This window comes from Sphingobium sp. KKT206 (assembly GCF_055640555.1).
On sequence record NZ_JBVMWC010000003.1, the window covers coordinates 25561 to 45494 of the forward strand.

24 protein-coding genes and 1 pseudogene are annotated in these 19934 nt (G+C 59.0%); 19 read left to right on the forward strand and 6 right to left on the reverse strand.

The annotated features are described in order from the left end of the window. The first annotated feature begins 29 nt into the window (after positions 1-29). The 11 genes from ACZ2HM_RS23085 (at position 30) to ACZ2HM_RS23135 (ending at position 9403) form a co-directional block, all read left to right on the forward strand. On the forward strand, positions 30-1199 hold the full coding sequence (locus tag ACZ2HM_RS23085) for a LysR substrate-binding domain-containing protein (protein WP_017184809.1): 1170 nt from the start codon (positions 30-32) through the stop codon (positions 1197-1199). Between the two features lie 64 nt (positions 1200-1263). Further along, a complete protein-coding gene (locus ACZ2HM_RS23090) occupies positions 1264-2148 on the forward strand; it encodes an NAD(P)-dependent oxidoreductase (RefSeq protein WP_017184808.1) in 885 nt (294 codons plus the stop codon). Continuing rightward, positions 2145-3167, forward strand: a complete 1023-nt coding sequence (locus ACZ2HM_RS23095) for an amidohydrolase family protein (protein ID WP_017184807.1) — start codon at positions 2145-2147, stop codon at positions 3165-3167. The genes ACZ2HM_RS23090 and ACZ2HM_RS23095 overlap by 4 nt, the downstream gene beginning before the upstream one ends. Next, on the forward strand, positions 3164-3460 hold the full coding sequence (locus tag ACZ2HM_RS23100) for a DUF2218 domain-containing protein (protein WP_017184806.1): 297 nt from the start codon (positions 3164-3166) through the stop codon (positions 3458-3460). The genes ACZ2HM_RS23095 and ACZ2HM_RS23100 overlap by 4 nt, the downstream gene beginning before the upstream one ends. After that, complete coding sequence (gene ligA / locus ACZ2HM_RS23105) at positions 3457-3870, forward strand: protocatechuate 4,5-dioxygenase subunit alpha (RefSeq protein WP_026002706.1); 414 nt, start codon at positions 3457-3459, stop codon at positions 3868-3870. Before ACZ2HM_RS23100 ends, ligA begins: the two co-directional genes overlap by 4 nt. After that, positions 3870-4733, forward strand: a complete 864-nt coding sequence (locus ACZ2HM_RS23110; RefSeq protein ID WP_017184804.1) for a class III extradiol dioxygenase subunit beta — start codon at positions 3870-3872, stop codon at positions 4731-4733. The genes ligA and ACZ2HM_RS23110 overlap by 1 nt, the downstream gene beginning before the upstream one ends. Next, the gene (locus ACZ2HM_RS23115; RefSeq protein WP_017184803.1) at positions 4733-5125 is read left to right on the forward strand and encodes a hypothetical protein; all 393 of its coding nucleotides are present in this window, start codon (positions 4733-4735) and stop codon (positions 5123-5125) included. The genes ACZ2HM_RS23110 and ACZ2HM_RS23115 overlap by 1 nt, the downstream gene beginning before the upstream one ends. 13 nt (positions 5126-5138) lie before the next feature. Then, a complete protein-coding gene (locus ACZ2HM_RS23120; protein ID WP_017184802.1) occupies positions 5139-6080 on the forward strand; it encodes a Gfo/Idh/MocA family oxidoreductase in 942 nt (313 codons plus the stop codon). Positions 6081-6115: 35 nt separating this feature from the next. Continuing rightward, entirely contained in the window at positions 6116-7132 is a 1017-nt protein-coding gene (locus tag ACZ2HM_RS23125) for an aldo/keto reductase (RefSeq protein ID WP_026002705.1), read from the forward strand. A gap of 9 nt (positions 7133-7141) precedes the next feature. Next, positions 7142-7777 carry a TetR/AcrR family transcriptional regulator gene (locus tag ACZ2HM_RS23130; protein ID WP_081095131.1) on the forward strand — a complete coding sequence of 212 codons (636 nt, stop codon included), beginning with the start codon at positions 7142-7144 and terminating at the stop codon, positions 7775-7777. A gap of 174 nt (positions 7778-7951) precedes the next feature. Continuing rightward, positions 7952-9403, forward strand: a complete 1452-nt coding sequence (locus tag ACZ2HM_RS23135; RefSeq protein ID WP_017184799.1) for an NAD-dependent succinate-semialdehyde dehydrogenase — start codon at positions 7952-7954, stop codon at positions 9401-9403. A gap of 214 nt (positions 9404-9617) precedes the next feature. On the opposite strand, the pseudogene ACZ2HM_RS23140 reads toward ACZ2HM_RS23135, so the two are convergent. The 5 genes and pseudogenes from ACZ2HM_RS23140 to ACZ2HM_RS23160 all read right to left on the reverse strand — a co-directional run. Further along, positions 9618-9758, reverse strand: a pseudogene (locus tag ACZ2HM_RS23140) (transposase); the annotation flags it as partial. Between the two features lie 148 nt (positions 9759-9906). Beyond that, positions 9907-10947, reverse strand: a complete 1041-nt coding sequence (gene moaA / locus ACZ2HM_RS23145; RefSeq protein ID WP_051034329.1) for a GTP 3',8-cyclase MoaA — start codon at positions 10945-10947, stop codon at positions 9907-9909. A 62-nt stretch (positions 10948-11009) separates the two neighbouring features. After that, positions 11010-11492 (reverse strand): MarR family winged helix-turn-helix transcriptional regulator, encoded by a 483-nt coding sequence (locus ACZ2HM_RS23150; RefSeq protein ID WP_017184796.1) that lies wholly within the window; start codon positions 11490-11492, stop codon positions 11010-11012. 175 nt (positions 11493-11667) lie between these two features. After that, positions 11668-12660, reverse strand: coding sequence for a PhnD/SsuA/transferrin family substrate-binding protein (locus tag ACZ2HM_RS23155; protein WP_017184795.1), 993 nt, complete (start codon positions 12658-12660; stop codon positions 11668-11670). 2 nt (positions 12661-12662) lie between these two features. Next, positions 12663-13925, reverse strand: a complete 1263-nt coding sequence (locus ACZ2HM_RS23160) for a Gfo/Idh/MocA family protein (RefSeq protein ID WP_230461514.1) — start codon at positions 13923-13925, stop codon at positions 12663-12665. Positions 13926-13982: 57 nt separating this feature from the next. Between ACZ2HM_RS23160 and ACZ2HM_RS23165 the strand changes: the two genes are divergently transcribed. The 8 genes from ACZ2HM_RS23165 (at position 13983) to tnpB (ending at position 19706) form a co-directional block, all read left to right on the forward strand. Beyond that, positions 13983-15317, forward strand: a complete 1335-nt coding sequence (locus ACZ2HM_RS23165) for a Rieske 2Fe-2S domain-containing protein (protein ID WP_017184793.1) — start codon at positions 13983-13985, stop codon at positions 15315-15317. Further along, on the forward strand, positions 15317-16180 hold the full coding sequence (gene nadC / locus ACZ2HM_RS23170; RefSeq protein ID WP_017184792.1) for a carboxylating nicotinate-nucleotide diphosphorylase: 864 nt from the start codon (positions 15317-15319) through the stop codon (positions 16178-16180). The genes ACZ2HM_RS23165 and nadC overlap by 1 nt, the downstream gene beginning before the upstream one ends. Positions 16181-16260: 80 nt before the next feature. Next, the gene (locus ACZ2HM_RS23175; RefSeq protein WP_037478039.1) at positions 16261-16575 is read left to right on the forward strand and encodes a 2Fe-2S iron-sulfur cluster-binding protein; all 315 of its coding nucleotides are present in this window, start codon (positions 16261-16263) and stop codon (positions 16573-16575) included. 106 nt (positions 16576-16681) lie between these two features. Further along, positions 16682-17914 (forward strand): NAD(P)/FAD-dependent oxidoreductase, encoded by a 1233-nt coding sequence (locus ACZ2HM_RS23180; protein ID WP_017184790.1) that lies wholly within the window; start codon positions 16682-16684, stop codon positions 17912-17914. A 235-nt stretch (positions 17915-18149) separates the two neighbouring features. Continuing rightward, a complete protein-coding gene (locus ACZ2HM_RS23185) occupies positions 18150-18434 on the forward strand; it encodes a hypothetical protein (RefSeq protein WP_230461513.1) in 285 nt (94 codons plus the stop codon). Between the two features lie 10 nt (positions 18435-18444). Further along, on the forward strand, positions 18445-18843 hold the full coding sequence (locus ACZ2HM_RS23190; protein ID WP_225900034.1) for an SGNH/GDSL hydrolase family protein: 399 nt from the start codon (positions 18445-18447) through the stop codon (positions 18841-18843). Positions 18844-18960: 117 nt separating this feature from the next. Continuing rightward, positions 18961-19353, forward strand: a complete 393-nt coding sequence (tnpA, locus tag ACZ2HM_RS23195; protein WP_161489738.1) for an IS66-like element accessory protein TnpA — start codon at positions 18961-18963, stop codon at positions 19351-19353. Beyond that, entirely contained in the window at positions 19350-19706 is a 357-nt protein-coding gene (tnpB, locus tag ACZ2HM_RS23200; protein ID WP_037472583.1) for an IS66 family insertion sequence element accessory protein TnpB, read from the forward strand. Before tnpA ends, tnpB begins: the two co-directional genes overlap by 4 nt. On the opposite strand, the gene ACZ2HM_RS23205 is transcribed toward tnpB, so the two are convergent. Beyond that, positions 19687-19929: a hypothetical protein gene (locus ACZ2HM_RS23205; RefSeq protein WP_162182183.1), complete on the reverse strand. Its 243-nt coding sequence runs from the start codon at positions 19927-19929 to the stop codon at positions 19687-19689. The two genes, tnpB and ACZ2HM_RS23205, sit on opposite strands and share 20 nt — an antisense overlap. Positions 19930-19934 lie beyond the last annotated feature (5 nt).

A 19934-nucleotide genomic window follows, 5' to 3' on the forward strand; every position in this document is an offset into this window, starting at 1 on the left:
GATGAATAAGAATTTGCTAATCGTGCAGCATGGAACGGCTGGACGTGAATCTGCGGCATCTGCGCGCCTTTCTGGCGATCATGGAAAGTGGAAGCGTGACGGCAGCCGCGCGTGAGGTTCACCTTACCCAGCCTGCAGTGACGCAGGGAATCGCCAAGCTGGAGTTGCGGTTCGGGGTGCCGCTTTTCGAACGGCAGCCGCGCCGCATGATCCCCACGGATGAGGCACGAATCCTGGCGCCGCGCGCTACCGCGATCATTCGGCTTCTGGGGCAAACGCGCGCGACGGCGGCGCAGGTTTCCGCTTTTCTCGGCTTATCGCGAGCGGGAAGTTATGCAAATGCTGCGACGGCCATGGGTCTGAGCGAAGCATCGCTGCATCGGGCGGTGAGCGACCTTTCGCTCGCTTTGGGACAGGATCTTGTGAGGCGGCGCGGCAAGGGTGTTGTCCTGACGGCGCGCGGCTTGGCGATGGCGCGCAATTTCCGGCTCGCGCTTGCCGAGCTTCGATCGGCGGATATTGAGCTGGCCGCATTGCGAGGCCACGAAAGAGGGCGCATCACGATCGGAGCGATGCCGCTTTCGCGTGCGCGCCTGTTACCGAGCGCCGTCGCAGCGTTTCATCGCGCGAAGCCGGATATCGATATCGTCATCATGGAGGGCTCCTATGCCGAGCTGACGGGGCCGCTGCGTGACGGCGATATCGATATGATGGTCGGTGCGGCGAGGACAAATATATCGGCAGATATGGCACAGAGAGAACTTTTCGACGATCCGCTCATCATTCTTGCCGGCGCGCACCACCCGCTGGCGCAGGCCCGCCGGCCCCCGACGATTGCGGCGCTCGCGCGGTATCCATGGATCGTGGCCGCGGCTGGTACGCCGTTAAGGGCGCATTGGCAGTCGATGTTCGAGGAGGTCGGCGTTACGCCACCACGCGTGCCGATGGAATGCGGCTCAGTCATGATCGTCCGGCAAATTCTTGTCGAAAGCGATTTCCTCACTCTGCTGTCGCCCGATCAGGTCAGTGTGGAACTGGAGGCGGGGTGGCTCGTGAGAATTGCAGGCCCGGTGCGTCCGATGTCGCGCACCATCGGTTTGACCGTCCGATCGGATTGGCGGCCTACGCCGGCACAGGCTGCTCTGATCGAGGTTATCGAGGAACAGGCCGCAGTGCTGCGCGACGAACACACTTCGTAATTTCTAATGCATTAGGTGCCAATCCGATTGGCGGTGCGTGGACGGTTGCCGCTAATCTCGGCAAATGGATCAGATTGCTGTCGCTTTGATTGGTTTCGGAGAAGCGGGCCGCAGCTTTGCGGAAGCAGGGTCCTGGTCGACTTCGGCGCGTGTCTTCGACGTTTTGACCGATGATCCGGCCAGCGCCGACCGCAAGCGTCGTGAGTATCTGGCAGCTGGCGTTGCGGGAAGCGACACGCTTGCCGATGCGGTGAGCCGCTCGCCGCTGGTGCTTTCGCTGGTGACGGCAGATCAAGCCGTCGTGGCCGCGCGCGCCGCCGCCTCGCTGGTCGCTCCTGCTGCGATGTTCTGTGACATGAACAGCGTGGCGCCTGAAACCAAGCGCATCGCCGCACAAACGATTGAAGCTGCCGGCGGGTGGTATGTGGACGTGGCGGTCATGGCGCCGGTCAATCCCGCCAAGCTCTCCGTACCGCTGTTGCTGAGCGGCGTCAGAGGGAGCGACGCGGCGGCGGCACTGGAGCGGTTGGGTTTCACGAATATCCGGGTAGTGGGCGACAAGGTCGGTCAGGCCTCGGCGATCAAGATGATCCGTTCGGTGATGGTGAAAGGTATCGAAGCCCTCACCGCAGAATGCGTGCTCGCGGCGGAAAGGGCAGGGGTCACGGCTGAAGTGCTCGGCTCGCTCGGCCCCGAATGGGATGCCAAGGCGGACTATAATCTCGACCGGATGATGGTTCATGGCCTGCGCCGCGCCGCCGAGATGGAAGAAGTTGCGCTCACGCTCGAAGGGTTGGGGGCAGCAAGCGGGATGACTCGCGAGGCTGTCGCGCTGCATCGCCGTCTGGGTCGATTGGGGGTCACACCTCCGCCGGAAGGGCTTTCCGCGAAAATCGAGAAAATCACCGATCTGGAATCCAAACTAGTGGGGAGGGTTGACGCCGCATGAGTCTGATTATCGACTGCCATGGTCATTATACCGTGCTGCCCAAGGGGCACGATGCCTGGCGAGAGGAGCAGAAGGCGGCTTTCAAAGCGGGCGTGCCTGCGCCGGCCTATCCGGAGATTTCCGACGATGAAATCCGTGACACCATCGAATCCAACCAGCTTCGCCTGATCAAAGAGCGTGGCGCCGACCTCACGATCTTCTCTCCCCGGGCGTCTGCGATGGCCCCGCATGTCGGTGATGCCGGTGTCGCGAAGGAATGGGCGATCCGCTGCAACGACCTGATCTCGCGCGTGGTCGGCCTTTATCCGGAAACTTTCGTTGGCGTGTGCATGCTGCCGCAATCGCCCGCAGCCGACATGGTGAACAGCATCGCGGAACTGGAACGCTGCGTCGATATGGGATTTATCGGGTGCAATCTGAACCCCGACCCGGGCGGCGGCCATTTCCAGCATCCGCCGCTGACAGACCGTTACTGGTATCCCTTTTACGAGAAGATGGTGGAGCTGGACGTTCCGGCGATGATCCACGTGTCGGGCAGCTGCAATCCCGCGATGCATGCCACGGGCGGATACTACATCGCGGCCGACACGATCGCCTTCATGCAGTTGCTCGAGGGAGATCTGTTCAAGGATTTCCCCACCTTGCGCTTCATCATCCCGCATGGCGGCGGTGCCGTCCCCTATCATTGGGGGCGTTACCGGGGCCTGGCCGACATGCTGAAGAAGCCGGCCCTCGATGCGCATCTGATGAACAACATCTTCTTCGACACCTGCGTCTATCACCAGCCAGGCGTCGACCTGTTGGCCGATGTGATCGACAACAAGAATATCCTGTTCGGTTCGGAAATGGTCGGTGCGGTGCGCGGCATCGATCCTACCACCGGCCATTATTTCGACGATACCAAGCGTTATGTGGACGCGCTCGTGATCAGCGACGCGGAGCGTCATGCGATCTTCGAAGGGAACGCCCGCCGGGTTTTTCCGCGGCTCGATTCCCGATTGAAGGAGAGAGGGCTGTGAGCTTCGTTTCGAAAGCCTTCGTTTCGACTGCTTCCGGTGACAAATATGTCCAGCAGCTCATCAAGCATTGGAGCCACCGGTTCGAGACGTCCTATGCCGATGGAGAAGGCCTAGTCCCCTTTTCTGACGTGGCTTCAGCGAGCTTTACCAGCGATCCGGAGGGTATCCGTATCGTCCTGCGCACATCAGGCGCGGAAGAGGCTGAAACCCTGCGGGGGGTAATCGAGAGCCATCTCGACAGGTTCGCCTTTCGGGAAGCCCCTTTGTCTTATACCTGGGAGGATGGGCGGTGACTGGTCGAACAAGGGATATTCACGCCTATTTGGCCGAGTTCGACGATATCCCCGGCACGCGGGTCTATACGGCAAAACGTGCCCGGCAGGGCTATTGGATGAACCAGTTCGCGATGAGCCTGATGAAAGCCGAAAACCGTGAGCGCTGGAAAGCCGATGAGCGTGCCTATATCGATGAATGGCCGATGACCGAGGATCAGAAGCAGGCCGTTCTGGATCGGGACTATAATCGCTGCCTCGATCTCGGCGGCAATATCTATTTTCTGGCCAAGGTCTTCTCGACGGATGGGCTCAGCTTCCTACAGGCCGTCGGCACGATGACCGGCATGAGCCCCCAGGACTATCAGGCGATGATGATTGCCGGCGGCCGCTCGCCTGAAGGCGTCCGCTCGATTCGGGAGAAAAGGTGATGGCCCGCATTTCCGCCGGCGTCGCGACAAGCCATATTCCCGCGATCGGCGCCACGATCGACAACGGCAAGACGGGCGAGCCTTATTGGGCGCCGGTATTTGCCGGCTATGACTGGTCGAAGCAATGGATCGCCGAAGAAAAGCCCGACGTAGTCATCATTGTCTACAATGACCATGCGTCGGCTTTCGACATGCGGATAATCCCCACTTTCGCGATCGGCTGCGCCGATCGCTACGGTATTTGTGATGAAGGCTGGGGACCGCGGCCGGTGCCGGAGGTGATCGGGCATGCAGACCTTGCTTGGCACATTGCGCAAAGCCTGATCCTGGACGAGTTCGACATGACCATCATCAACGAGATGGACGTCGACCACGGCTTGACCGTTCCGCTCAGTCTCATGTTCGGTCAGCCCGAGGCCTGGCCGGTAAAGGTCATTCCGATTGCCGTGAATGTGGTCACATATCCGCCGCCATCGGGCAACCGGTGCTGGCAATTGGGCGAGGCGATCGCGCGGGCAGTGGCGAGCTTCCCCGAAGATCTCAACGTGCAGGTCTGGGGTACGGGTGGTATGAGCCACCAGTTGCAGGGGCCTCGAGCGGGCCTGATCAATGCGGAATGGGACAACCGCTTCCTCGATTTGATGAGCACAAATGACGGGGAGACGCTTCGTACCATTCCCCATATCGAATATCTGCGCGAGACGGGCTCCGAAGGCATCGAAATGGTGATGTGGCTCATCATGCGCGGGGCGCTGGGCCGCATGGTCAAGCCATTGCATCGGCACTATCACGTCCCGGCGTCCAATACCGCGGTCGGACATCTCATATTGAGGCCGGCTGAGAGTTCGTCATCGGAGGTCTAGTGGACTTCGAAGACCTCAAGGCCAGAGTGATCGAACTGCGTGAGACGCAACAATCGATCGCCTCGGTTGTCCAGGACCAACCGCCTGACTGGCGGAAGGAAGTGGTTCGTTTGAGGCTCGAATTGTCGCGCAAGCTGGGCTTTGTCAGCAATTCTACGAATGACTGGCAAGCGCACGCGAGTGCTTCGGCTGCCTGGTCGCGGTTTCGCAAAAACCTGTCGGTCTTGCGCGCCGCGCTGGCTGAGCATCAAGCTCGCTGGCCGGCGGTGGCGCTAGACGAGAGAGCGACTGATTTTCAGGCGTCTACTCGACGCATACGCAAGGCCTTTGATGACCTCGAGCAGGGGCTCGCTGAACTGCAACTGGCTGCTTCGCGAAGCAACCCAACATAAGGAAATGTCACATATGCGGATTGCACTGGCTGGTGCGGGCGCCTTTGGCGAGAAGCACCTGGATGGCCTCAAGAACATCGATGGCGTGACCGTCACTTCGCTGGTCGGCCGCGAGCTGGAGCCGACCCGGGCGATAGCCGAGAAATACGGTGTCGGCCACGTCACTACAGAACTCGATGAAACGCTTGCCCGCGACGACGTCGATGCGGTCATTCTATGCACGCCTACGCAGATGCACGCTAAGCAAGCTATTGCCTGCATGGAGGCAGGCAAGCATGTCGAGGTAGAGATTCCGCTGGCGGACAGCTGGGCAGACGCGCAAGCGGTCCTGGCCAAGCAGAAGGAAACGGGTCTGGTCTGCATGGTGGGCCACACCCGTCGGTTCAATCCGTCGCACCAATATGTGCACAACAAGATCCGGGCCGGAGAACTGAACGTCCAGCAGATGGACGTCCAGACCTATTTTTTTCGCCGCAAGAACATCAACGCGAAGGGTGAGCCGCGTAGCTGGACGGACCATCTGCTGTGGCATCATGCCGCGCATACGGTGGACCTTTTCGCCTATCAGGCCGGAAAGATCGTCGAGGCACATGCGCTGCAGGGGCCAATCCATGCGGAACTTGGGATCGCGATGGATATGTCGATCCAATTGAAGAGCGAAACCGGCGCTATCTGCACCCTTTCGCTGTCGTTCAATAATGACGGACCGCTCGGCACTTATTTCCGGTATATCTGCGATAACGGCACCTACATCGCGCGCTACGACGACCTGGTGAACGGCAAGGAGGAGCCGATCGACGTTTCCCAGGTGGATGTGTCGATGAACGGCATCGAGTTACAGGATCGTGAGTTCGTCGCGGCCATCCGCGAGGGTCGCGAGCCCAATTCCTCAGTCGCCGGCGTATTCGATTGCTATCGCGTGCTTGGCGAACTGGAAGCGCAGCTTGTCCGCTGATCCCTTCGCGCTACCACAGGCAGGAAGAGCATAGTATGACCGCGACCCTTCCAAAGCGCGCTTTAGGCCCGTTTTCCGTGTCAGCAATTGGTCTTGGCTGCATGAACCTTTCGCATGGGTATCAGCCGCGTCCCGAGGCTGAAGCAGCTGAACGGCTACTGTTACATGCGTTGGATAGAGGCGTCACGTTCTTCGATACGGCTGCTCTCTACGGGTTCGGAGCAAATGAGACGCTGATCGGGCGTGCCTTGGGACATCGCCGCAAGGATTTCGTCCTTGCCAGCAAATGCGCGCTTGGCGAGATCAATGGAAAACGCGGTCTCGACGGTTCGGCGGCGGCGATCACGCAGACATTGGATGAAGCATTGATACGATTGAGGACCGATGTCATCGACCTCTACTATCTTCACCGCCTCGATCCGAAGGTACCGATGGAAGAGTCGGTCGGCGCCCTGTCGCGGGCAGTGGAGGCAGGAAAAATTCGCACGATCGGTTTGTCGGAAGTATCGGCAGAAACGATCCGCGCGGTACATGCGATCCATCCGGTGACAGCTGTCCAGACCGAATATTCGCCCTGGACGCGCAATGTGGAACTTGCCGTACTCGATTGCTGCGAGGAGCTCGGGATTGGCTTTATCGCCTTCTCGCCTCTGGCTCGCGGCTTGTTGGCGGGAAGTGTGGGTACGGCAGGTTTCCAGCAAGGCGACCTGAGAGCCGCGATGCCGCGGTTCCAGGAACCTCATTTGACGCGGAACCTCGGGCTTTATGATCAGATGGCTGGGTTGGCCCGGGCTGCAGATTGCACTCCGGCGCAGCTCTGCCTCGCCTGGCTGCTTTCAAAGCGCGACTTCGTCGTTCCGATCCCCGGGACCACGAACATTGATCATCTCGATGAAATTCTGGATACCCTGTCGTTGACCATCTCCGAGGTCGTGTTTGACCAAGTGGACGCCCTTTTCGCTTTTGGCGCCGTTTCGGGACCTCGTTATTCAAAGGAAGCCCAATCGCAAATTGGTACCGAGATTTGGGAGGGTGAGCCGCTTGCCAGCTAGACTGTTCAGGTGAAACGGGTCGTTCGGGACCGGCGACGCAGGGTCGCGGCCGCAGTTCGCCGGCCGGCCGGTGCCCCGCCCGGTCCGAGGAAGGCTCAGCTTCGGCGCGTCGAAATTCTGGAAGCGGCGAGGCGATTGTTTGTTGAGCGAGGCTATGACGCGACGACGATGGATGACGTTTGCGTTGAAACTGGCCTCGCTAAGGGCACACTTTACCATTATTTTTCAAGTAAGACCGAATTGCGTGCGGCACTTCGGGACAACTTCTGCAACATGATATTGAACCGTGTCAAAAGCAGGATCAGTCTTTGCGAATCCGACGATTTTTTCACGCGGATCGATCTTCTGGTCGAGACGGCGGTGGAAAGTTATCTGGACACGCCCGAGTTGCGGGATGTGATCTTCTTCAGTGGGGATACGCCGCTCAGATCCGTGGCCGTGAACGACGGGCTTGTGGGCTATATCAGCGATCTGCTTTCACAAGGAACGCTGGAGGGCGCATGGTGTGTGGATGATCCCCACGCGCTATCAACGCTGATCTATTATAGCATCCATGCGATCGCAGACGATGCCTTGATGAGCGGTGCGCGACGCCCTCGAAGCGCGGTGCGTGTCTCGAAACTGGTCGCTATCACGCCGGACTAACGCTTCTCATCTGGTTTCGCGCAATCAAGATTCCGCGAGTATCGTCGGGCGTTTACATGCATCAGCTATCAGAATGGATGGCTTCTCATCAAATGAGAGTGTCCATACCGCGAAGGCATCCATCGGCCGGATTTGTTAGGGAATGCCAAACTGGATTTCAGGGAAATAGCAAACGTGAATCTTAGCCTTGCGGAGCCAAAACTGCTCCGGGCGCAAGCTTTTGTCGATGGCGCATGGATCGACGGCGAAGCGCGAATCGACGTCTTGAATCCGGCAGACAGCTCCTTGGTCGGCTCGGTCCCGGATCTCGGGTATCGCGAGGCCGAAGGTGCCGTCGACGCGGCCTATCGTGCCTTGACCGATTGGCGAAAAGCTACAGGCAAGCAGCGGGCCGCGATTTTGCGGCGCTGGTATGATCTGGTGCTCGTCCATACGGATGATCTGGCGCGCCTTCTGACGGCCGAGCAAGGCAAACCGTTGCACGAGGCCAAGGCCGAGGTGGTGTATGCGGCATCGTTCATCGAATGGTTCGCGGAGGAGGCGAAGCGTGTGAACGGAGATGTCTTAGCACCTCATGCGGCCGACCACCGTCTCCTGGTGCGACGCGAACCCGTGGGTGTGGTAGGCGCTGTAACACCCTGGAATTTTCCGCTCGCCATGATCACCCGAAAGGCAGCGCCAGCTCTGGCTGCCGGCTGTACCATGGTGCTGAAGCCGTCGGAATTGACGCCGCTTTCAGCGCTCGCTTTGGCGTGGCTGGCCGACCAGGCCGGAGTGCCGGCGGGAGTTTTCAATATCGTGACCGGTCAGCCCGCGCCGATCGGCGATGTGCTGACGGCTGACAAGCGCGTTCGCAAGTTCACCTTCACTGGTTCGACAGGCGTTGGCAAGATGCTCGCCGCCCGTTGTATGAGCACCGTGAAGAAGGTTTCCCTCGAATTGGGTGGAAACGCGCCGTTCATTGTCTTTGATGATGCGAAACTCGACGATGCGGTTGAAGGCGCAATAGCATCAAAGTTCCGGAATTCAGGTCAGACCTGCGTCTGCACAAATCGCATTCTGGTCCAATCCGGCGTTTATGAAGCCTTTTCCCGGCAGCTGGCGGCACGTGTTCGCGCGCTTGCCGTCGGGCCGGGTCTTTCGACCGGCGCGGATCAGGGGCCATTGATCGATGAACGTGCCGTTGCAAAGGTCGAAAGCCATATCGAAGACGGCGTCAAACATGGTGCCAGGATATTGACCGGAGGGCGACGAGTGCCCGGGGCAGGCCATTTCTTCGAGCCGACCGTTCTCGTAGATGTTTCGCCGGATGCTCTCCTATGTCGGGAGGAAACCTTTGGCCCCCTTGCCGGCCTCGTCCGTTTCCAGACAGAGGATGAGGCGATCAATTTGGCGAATGCCACGGACAGCGGCTTGGCGGCTTATGTATACACGCAATCCCTTGAGCGCAGTTGGAAGGTGAGTGAGGCTCTTGAATATGGGATGGTTGGGCTCAACACCGGCCTGATTTCGACGGAGGTCGCGCCTTTCGGTGGGGTGAAGGAATCCGGTCTCGGGCGGGAAGGATCACGATATGGGATCGATGAGTATCTCAATTTGAAATTCGTCTGTCATCAGATCGGTTAGGACGCATCCGATTCCAAGCGTTTCTTTAGAACTGGATTGTCAAAGAGAAACGGCAAAAAACGAACGCGCTGGCTGTTGATGACAGGCCGTTACTACGGTAGCTGAATCGACCGCGCGATTAAGCTCGTGCGACAGTCGAACAACGTAGTGCGTACGAGCTTATCATGGCGAAGAAGACCGACATTATCAACGAATATGAAGCAGCGGCTGTCGCCTTACGCCACCTATATAGCGTCTGTTCGGCAATCCCGATCTGACGACAGGCCTCGTCGGTGGTCCCGCCTCGCCCGACAATCACATCAACCTCACGCAGCTTCGCGATGATCTGTTCCGGCGTAAATCGCTGACGTCCCATATATTTCTCCATTCCTTTCGCCCGCTCGGGCTCTCTTCAGAAATGGACCAATTTTCTCAAGGCAGACCAATTTTATGAAAATCAATCGACCAGCCGCGCAAAAAGTAACGGCCATACTGCGTCGGCGAACAAAAGATCATGGAGGCGCTCAACCGCCAGTGACGTTCATATGGCGTTCGACAGCCGGCTGTGATCGCGCAATGTCGAACTCGTGGCGGAGTGGCTTGGCGGTCATTACGGCATCCAGCGCCGCGTCGATCGCATCCCGGCCACCAACACGCATCGCATCGCGCAGTTCGATGCGCTGGTCGCGGCCGAGACAACCAAAAATGGTGCCAGTAGCCGATATGCGGATGCGGTTGCAGCCGGCGCAGAAATTGTCGGTGAGGGGCGTAATGAAGCCTATCCGCCGACTGGTTTCGGCAACGTCATAATAGCGCGCCGGTCCGCCGGTTCGGTGGAGCGACGGAATCAGGACATATTCGCGCGCCAGCCGACGTTTCACGAGGTCGAGGGGCAGATAATGATTGGTCCGGTCTTCTTCCACCGCACCCAACGGCATCGTCTCGATCAGCGAGAGATCGAATCCCCGTTCGCCGCACCAGCCAACCATTGTTCCGATTTCATCTTCGTTGAGCGCCTTGAGCGCAACCATGTTGATCTTCACGGCGAGGCCCGCGTCTTGCGCGGCGGCGATCCCGGCCAACACCTGGTCCAGGTCGCCGCGCCGGGTGATCGCCCGGAAGCGCTCGTGGTCGAGGCTGTCGAGGCTGATGTTGAGTCTGCGAATGCCATATCGATGGAGGTCGCGCGCGACTGTGGCGAGCTGGGTAGCGTTGGTTGTCATCGTCAGCTCATCAAGGCCGTTGCCGATGTGTTGGCCGATCGCCTCCACCAACCCGACGATGCCGCGACGGACCAGAGGCTCGCCACCGGTCAGGCGGATGCGTCGCACACCTCGCGCGATCAGGGCATCGGCCAGTTCCGCCAGTTCCTCCAGGGTGAGGAGGTCCTGGCGCGGCAGGAACTCCATGCGCTCGGCCATGCAATAACGGCAGCGCAGGTCGCACCGATCGGTGACGGACAGGCGGACATAAGTGATCGTTCGGCCGAAACGGTCGGTCAGGCTGCGCCAAGGCTTCCCTCTATCGGGAGTTGGAGTGGCCGTGAGGCCTTCCCGTTCAGCCATGGCGCACACGTCCCTCCCTGTTCATGGCCTGTTGCCCCTGATCCAGGGATGATGTGGAGGAGTCATCCTTCGTCAGCAGGCTTCGCAGGCAGCCTATCAAATTCGGCAGCGAGATTGGCTGATATGCGCTCGAGGACCGATCGACAGATTTCAACTTCGCGCGGCTCGATGCCAGCAACAGCGACCTTGTTGATGTCGATCGCGTATTGCATCAGCTCCTTTTCGAGCGCACGGCCATGATCTGTAAGAGTAATCCGCAATTTTCGACGATCATCCTTGTCCTTGGCGCGTTGCACCAGCCCTTGCCGAAGCATGGCGTTTATCATGGCGACCGTCGTATTTTCGGTGACGTTAGTCATGTCGCTCAGATATTTTTGGGTCACCCCGTCCCTGAGCCATAGGACACGAAGATAGTACCAGAAACCGGTTTTGAGTTCGTGCTTGGCCAAATAGGCACTCAAGAGCCGATCGAACCGTCGGTGGCAGCGCCGAACCTGATAGCCCAAACTCAGTTCCGGATCGAGTTTGGGGGCGTGCTTCGACATCTGTTCACTCCTGACGGGTTCAACCGATCCTCCACTCGCACAGACGCCGCACGAACGCATCGCAAAACCGTACCCGGCACCCGAAACCCATATTCCTATGATGGTCCTCGGGATATTAAACGTGTCCCGAGGACCATCATGTGAGCAGTAGACTGGCCTCGTGCAGGATGGTTTCTTAGATGCGGAACTCGGCGAAAGTCTCGGGCGCGAACATCTCTTCTATGGTGAGCTGGCGGGGCGACAGGCCCTGCTCGTGATGGTAACGCGTGAATGTCTCGATGACGTGGCGGTTCTTTTCGATGCCATAGGGCCACCATTCCCTGCCCATCGTAGCAATAGTGTCCTCCACTGCGGCGATCTGCCATGGCAACATCGTTTTCAGCGATGCCGACACCAACAATTGTTCATAGCTCAACCGCTGGGCTTCTACGAATGCCTTGTAAAGCGCCTGAGCAATCCATCGATTCTTCTCATACACGTCTCGCCGGATGGCCACGACATGCATGATCGGGAAGATTCCTGTCTTCGCGAAATAGGCTTTTTCAACGTCCACAAAATTGGGGAAGAGGCGCCGAACCTTGCCCGGCTCCGAATAGAAGGTCGACGGCGCCCGCGCAGTATGCAGCGCATCGATCTCTCCATCCGCCAGCATGCGCTTCAAGGTCTGGGTGGGTCCGATCGGCTCGACCTTGAACTTGTCGGGTAGATTGAGCTTCAGCTTCTCCTCGCGCCCCGGCTCCTCTTCACCACCCGTGACGTAGGTGACCGACGCAGGATCAATGCCATACTCGTCCTGCAGGATGCCGCGGATCCAGACCGGAGCCGTCATCTGATATTCAGGCACGCCGATCCGCTTGCCGACGAGATCCTCGGGCTTTTCGATGCCGCTTTTGGCGGAGACGAAAATGCAGGAGTGGCGGAAGAAGCGCGAAGGAAAGACGGGAATGGCGATGAAGCCAGGATTCTCGCGGCCCAGGGTCACGCAATAGGACGACATCGACAGTTCAGCGACATCGAATTCTCGATTGCGCAGCATGCGGAAGAAGGTTTCCTCGACATCCAGAACCTGAAAGTTGAGGTCGATGCCGTCGGGCCGGACCGCGCCCGTCTGGAGGGCTTCGGTGCGGTCATAGCCCCAACAGGCGAGGGAAAGGCTCAGTCTGGTCATTGTCACGGTTTCTCCGATAGAGTGTCGAGAAGTTGGTTGGGCGCTACGTCCGTATTGCGTCGGCTCGATTCGAGGAGCGCGACGCAACAGGCCATGGTATCAAGTCCCCAGCGCCCGTCATGGATCGGGCGGCGAATGCCTAGGCAACCGCCGACAAACTCGTCGATGACTTCCTTGCGCGGCAGGGCAGGGGGCTCGATCGGCTGGAAATCGCGTTCGGTGTCCCCATAAATTGAGAGCCCCTTGGGCGACAGTTTCAGGTCCGCGCGGTCGCAGCTGACGATGATGAAACCGAAATGCTCATGATGCGGCGCTGGCGTGTCGGCAGCGACAGCCGGGACGCCGTATGTGCGCTTCAGTTTGGCTTCGATTTCATCCTGCGATGATAGCGTCGCAAGCCTCTTACGCGCCTCGCCGTAGCGATCCGGGTCCTTGTCATAGCCAAGCTCCGCTATCCACCCCACCAGTTCGTCGCTGTCATAATGCGCATATCCGCTATAGGTCAGCGACGCTGCAGCACCGGCTTCAAATGTCACCAGCGCCGTATAGGCGCCTTCGCTCGGGCGGCTGCTATCCCAGTTGGCGGCGACGGCGCGAACAGATGAAACGGGCTGCCCGACAAGGCGGCGCACGACATCGATCTGGTGCGCCGCTTGGCTGTAGACGACGCCGCCGCCACGGGCGCTATCCAGTTCTTCCGGACGCCTGGGCCGGAACATGAAATCGGTGAAGTTGAGCGCCGTGACCATCCGCACGGCACCGAACCTGCCTGAGGCAACCAATTGCGCGGCAGCCTGTACGGGTGCATCGAAGCCGTGGCTGGGTCCGACCACGAGCACCTTGCCGGCATCGGCGGCGGCGCGCTCTATACGCGCGCAATCTGCAAGCGTTGTCGCCATCGGCTTTTCGACCAGCACATGCTTTCCAGCCCGCAGAGCGGCGATGGCCTGCTCGGCATGCAACTCATGCGGGGTGGCTATATAAACCGCATCGATAACCGGCGAATACAAGAGCGCGTCGAGCGTATCGAACGCCGGCGCGCCGAATTCGTCCGCGAAGCGTTCCCGAGCTTCGCGGCGCAGGTCGAAAGCCCCGGCAAGCGCTACGCGAGAATCGGCCTTCAGCGCGGGCAGAGTGAGCATGAAACCCCGGCCGAGCCCAATGATTCCTAGTCGCAACGCATTTGCCATTCTTTGCCTGCCGCTCCCTTCAACCCGAAAATCAGGCTTGAAAAAGCCATTACTACGATATAGAAGTAATTTCAAGGGCGCATCCTGAGGGTGATTCGTCTTCGTGCCAAGCCAAAATGAGGAGGGTAGCTAATGACTCCGGAACAAAATGATCTGCTTTGCCGTGTGGAGGGCGAGGCCCCAATGGGGAAGCTGATGCGGCAGCACTGGTTGCCCGCCTGCATGATCGAGGACGTCGCCGAGCCAGACGGCACGCCGTTGCGTGTTCGCTTGCTGGGTGAGAACATGGTCGTGTTCCGCAATACGGAGGGGCGCATCGGTGCGCTCGACGAGCTGTGCCCGCACCGGCGCGCTTCCCTTGCCTTCGGTCGCAACGAGGAATGCGGCCTGCGTTGCCTTTATCATGGCTGGAAATTCGATGTGGACGGCAATGCCGTCGACATGTCTTCCGAGCCGGTCGATGCAAAGCTACGCGGCACGATGAAGACCAAGGCATATCCGGTGGTAGAATCTGCTGGTTTCGTCTGGGTGTGGATGGGTGACCCGGAAAATGTCATCCCTTTCAGCCCGCCGAACTGGTCGGCCGCGCCGGCTGAGAAGATCAGCATCGTGAAAATGCATGGCGGCTGCAACTGGGCGCAGGTTCTCGAAGGGTCGATCGATTCGGCGCACAGTTCGAGCCTGCATTCATCGAACATGCCGACGGCCACCGAAGTAAGCGGCTCGACGGCTACGGACACCGCGTGGCTTCGCCCGTCGGCCGACAAGGCGCCCAAGATTGAAGTGCAGAAAACGCCGTTCGGCTTTCGTTATGCTGCTATCCGCAAGCCGATCATCGATGCGGACAAGCAGGACTATGTACGCATGACTCTGTTCCAGGCTCCGTTCACGGTGCACATCCCGTCCAACGACCAATATCATCTGTCACAGATGCTGGTTCCGATCGACGATGTGAACACCATGTTCTATTGGATCGCCTGGCATCCGACGAAGGGCATCAGTCAGGATGCCTGGCGCAAGTTCTGCGGGGCGGAGATTGGCAAGGACGTCGAGCCCGTTACCTTCAAAAAGCGGCGCAACGCCGAAAACAACTATCTGCAGGACCGGGCCCTGATGAAAGCCGGCGACTTTACCGGCATCTACGGCATTCCCTGTCAGGACATGGCGATGTGGGAATCGATGGGGCCGATCGCCGACCGCAGCGAGGATCTGCTCGGCTCGAGCGACAAGGCGATCTTCACCTTCCGCACCCAGATGTATCGCGCCGCCCAGGCTGTTCAGAAAGGCGAGCCGGCACTGGGTGCTGTAGAACCGCGCGTGCCACTGGCGAAGCTCATGTCGTTCGAGGGCATGGTCCCCAAGGGCGATGACTGGCGGCTGATCAACGTCTCCGAGGAGGAGAGGCGCTTGACCGGCGTCTTCGCCGACAAGGAAGAAGTTGAAGATCTGGCGGACGCGGTTTCCTGATGCGTGAGTCGGATTTGATCGCGGGCCTGGATCAGCAACAACTCGACAACTTCGTCGATTATGTTCTGAGTGAGGATCTGGGGAGCGGAGACGTCACGAGCCGTGTGTCAGTCCCCGCCAGCGCGCGCTTTTCCGCCGTTCTGGCTGCCCGGCAACCGATAGTGGTTGCCGGGCTCCAGCTGGCAGCCGCGTTTTTCGGTAAGCTCGACCCCGAGGTCGCTATCGAATTCCTGGTGCAGGATGGGGACAATGTTGCCGCTGGGCAGCCCCTCATGCGAATTGCGGGAAGCGCGCAGCTCATGCTCGCGGCCGAGAGGTCCGCTCTCAATACGCTCCAGCACCTGACCGGCATCGCGACGGTGACGCGATCTTATGCCGAAGCGATCGCCGGTACGGATTGCGTCCTTCTCGATACGCGCAAGACAATTCCCGGTCTTCGGGCGATCGAGAAATATGCCGCCAAGGTGGGCGGGGCGCGGAATCATCGCATGCGTCTGGATGACGGTATCCTGATCAAGGACAACCACATCGCCGCCGCTGGCAGCATTGTCGAAGCGGTCAAGGCTGCGAAAGCCGCCAATACCGGGCTGGAAGTCCAGGTCGAGGTTGACGGGATCGAACAAATCGAGCCTGCGCTGATGGCGGGGGCGGATCGTCTGCTTTGCGACAACATGTCTCCTGCCAAGCTCAAAGAGGCCGTCGCCCTTGTCGGCGGCCGCGTCCCCATCGAAGCGTCAGGCGGCGTGCGGCTCGATACGATTAGGGAAATCGCGTCGACTGGCGTCGATTTTGTATCAGTCGGGCGCATCACCCAAAGTGCTCCCGCGGCCGATATCGGATTGGACTACGCGCTTTCCCCATGAGCCTTGCGCGCCAAGGCGGCGTGGAGGTTTTTCAGTCGATAGCAGACTGCCAAAAAGCATATTTGGAAATTAGAGGACTAATGGAGATTACCGTTACAACGCGCACTGGCGAGCGCGTGACCGTCACACCGAATGGCGCAACCACGTTACTGGAAGCGATCCGCGACGCAGGCATCGACGAGTTGCTTGCATTGTGCGGAGGGTGTTGCTCCTGCGCAACCTGCCATATCCAGGTCGATGAAGCGTTTCTCGATCGCTTGCCACCCATGAGTACGGATGAGGACGATCTTCTGGACTCGTCCGAGCACCGTTGCTCAAGATCTCGGTTATCCTGTCAGTTGACTATCTCTGATGCTCTGGACGGACTTTGCATCACGATTGCGCCGGAAGATTGAGGGCACTTGAGTTCGCAAAGAGAGCTCAATCAGGCTCTTGCCGTTAACCGACGGCGTGACAAGCAAAGCACGGCTTATGTAATCCTGTAAGGAAGCTATCTATCCCATGAGCGAGCGGTACGATGTTCTTATTGTTGGGGCCGGGCATGGGGGAGCTCAAGCCGCGCTCGCGCTGCGCCAGCATAAATATGCGGGAAGTGTGGCACTGCTGGGAGATGAGCCAGATCCGCCATATGAACGCCCGCCGCTCTCCAAGGAATATTTCTCAGGCGAAAAGAGCTTCGAAAGAATTCTCATTCGACCTCAGGCAATCTGGGCCGAGCGCGATATCGAGTTGCAGCTCCTGCGACGGGTTGTGGCCGTCGATCCGGCGGAGCAAAATGTTGTGCTCTCCGACGGAAGCCGCATTGGCTATGGCAAGCTGATCTGGGCAACTGGCGGTGCGCCTCGTCGCTTGAGCTGTTCGGGAAGCGATCTCATGGGTGTCCACAACGTCCGCACTCGTGCTGACGCTGACCGCATGCTGGCCGAGACGCCGAAAGTGCAGAATGTCGTGGTGATCGGTGGCGGGTATATCGGCCTCGAGGCGGCTGCGGTACTCGCCAAGCTCGGCAAGCAAGTGACGGTGCTGGAAGCGATGGATCGTGTGCTGGCAAGGGTCGCTGGTGAACCGCTTTCTCGTTTTTATGAGGCTGAACATCGGGCGCATGGCGTTGAGATCCATTTGAACGCCAAAATGGATTGCCTGATTGGACATGATGGATGGGTAACGGGTGTCCGGATGTCTGACGGCTCGGTCTTACCCGCAGACATGGTTGTCGTCGGCATCGGGATCGTTCCGGCCGTAGAGCCATTGATCGCGGCGGGTGCGGCAAGCGGGAACGGGGTAGAAGTCGATGAATTCTGTCAGACTTCGTTGCCGAACATTTACGCGATCGGCGATTGCGCGATCCATGCCAACCCCTTTGCTGGCGGTCAGCGGATCCGGTTGGAGTCAGTTCAGAACGCCAATGACCAGGCCATAACGGCCGCCAGGCATATTGCTGGTGACGCCGCGCCGTACCACGCCGTTCCCTGGTTCTGGTCGAACCAATATGATCTCAAGCTCCAGACTATCGGGCTTAGCTTGGGATACGATGAAGTCGTCGTGCGGGGCCAGAGCGCAGCGCGCAGCTTCACGCTCGTATATCTTAGCAAGGGTAAGGTGCTGGCCCTTGACTGCGTCAACTCTGTGAAGGACTATGTTCAGGGTAAGGCACTCGTTATCACGCAGGCCACTCCTGATAAATCTGTACTTGCAAACCCTGAGATTCCTATCAAGTCACTTTTGGTGAGTTGATAGAACTGTTGTTATAATAACAATTCTGATAAATTTCTGAGTATATACAAAATTAACTGAAACTTTCTCTTTACACATGTGAAGGTTTTTCTTGTATTTTCTAGAATCAGTTTGGCAGTACATAGACATAGTTGATATGTATTTTTGATTTCGGGTGGCCGGAATTGCATGTTTTGCGACGAAAAGGCAGGTCGTGCCTGCCCGTACTGATTTGCCGCTTACGATGGATAGCATCATGCACGCCTCCGTCCTTATCATCCTGCATGAGGGTCATAAGATGCTCCAGGTCCACGCAAGCGAGGCGGCTTCCTGGAAGGCACTCCTGGGTTTTGTAGAGCAGCAATGGCAGGCCCGCTTCGGTTCGCTTTTGCCACCTCTGGACGAAACGAAGCGGATTGAGGCGTTTTTCAAGGATGAGGGGGATTACCTGATCGGCAAGGTGGACGTATCGGAAATCCGGCAACAAATCGAAGACCAAGACAGCAACGTTCCCGATGCCGGGGAGCAGGTCCGTATTTGAGTGCCTCATATTGGGCGACAGCATCGGGCTGGGGACCGCACGCGCCATCAACGCGAAATATGCCCCCCAGTGCGATGTGCTAGCGGCCGAGCGTGTGCATGCACATCAGATACTTGGATGGCGTTTCCCAACGAAGAAGTACGGCGCATGCGTCTTTTCGGTCGGATCCAACGACGATGCAAGGTCTGATCTCGCCGCCAGGCTGACGAGTATCCGTATCCGGACCATCTGCCATCGGGTCATTTGGCTTCTTCCTTACAGTCGTCAACATGCCTACATTGTGAACTCGGTCGCTGCGACCTATGCTGATGAGACGATCGATCTGCTGCGCTTTCCGACGCGGGATCGGATACACCCGACGCGCTACGACCTCGTAGCGCGGGTACTACTGCGGTCGGACCCGGACTGACGCGCACGCATCTTCTGCATCGCGTTGCAACGCCGACCTTTGGTAAGCGCCGACGGAACGTGACCTTGTTGCCGGCACCGGAATAGGAAAGCTCGCGGCCTTTAAGGAGGCATGAGCATGGACATCGAGCAGTCAAACGAGCCTCGTATGAGCGGTCGCGGTGATGGCGGAGTGCTTGTACGGGTGGAGCGGCGTCGGAACTGGAGCGACGAGGAGAAGCTGGCGATCCTGAAGGAGACGACGGCGCCGGGGGCGATCGTCTCGGCCGTGGCTCGGCGGCACAGCGTTGGAACAGGCCAGCTTTATACCTGGCGCAAGCAACTGCTCCGCGGAGCCATGGCAGGCTTCGCGCCTGTCGAACTGGCATCGTCGTCGCCGTCGGCCAAAGCTCGGGAAGCTGGGCGGATCGAGGTTCGAGGGCGGTGCGGCCTGACGGTGTCGGTGGATGGCGAAGTTGATCGGGCGGTCCTGAAACAGGTGCTCGATGTCCTGCGGGAGCTGGATCATTGAGCCTGGCGTTCCCGCCTTCGACGAAAATCTATCTGTCGCTGTCGCCGTGCGACATGCGCAAGGGTTTTGACGGGCTGTCGGCGCAAGTGCGCAATATCCTTCAGCTCGATCCATTCTCGGGAGCGGTCTTCCTGTTCCGCGGCAAGCGGGGCGACAGGTTGAAGGCTCTGGTCTGGGACGGCTCAGGGCTATGCATGTATGCAAAGCGTCTCGAGCGTGGAAAGTTCGTGTGGCCCCGTGCTCATGAGGGCGCGCTTCGCCTGTCGGCGGCCCAGCTTGCTATGCTCATCGAAGGGCTGAACTGGAAGCAGGCGATAGTCCATGACGAGGTGATCACGCCGAGGCTCGCATAGCCAAAAAGATCAGGAAAACCGCCATTTTATGTAGGTTTTGCCGTGGGCTTCGGCTATGGTTGAGACCATGCGGTTCGCCCTTGATCGCCTCCCCACAGACCCGGTTCTCCTGCAGAAAATGCTGCTGGAGATGGCCGATGTCATGGAGCGGGAACGGGCCGAACTGAGGGCCGCGGAAGCTACGGTCAAAGCCCAGACCTTGCGGATCGAAAAGCTCGAGCATCGTGT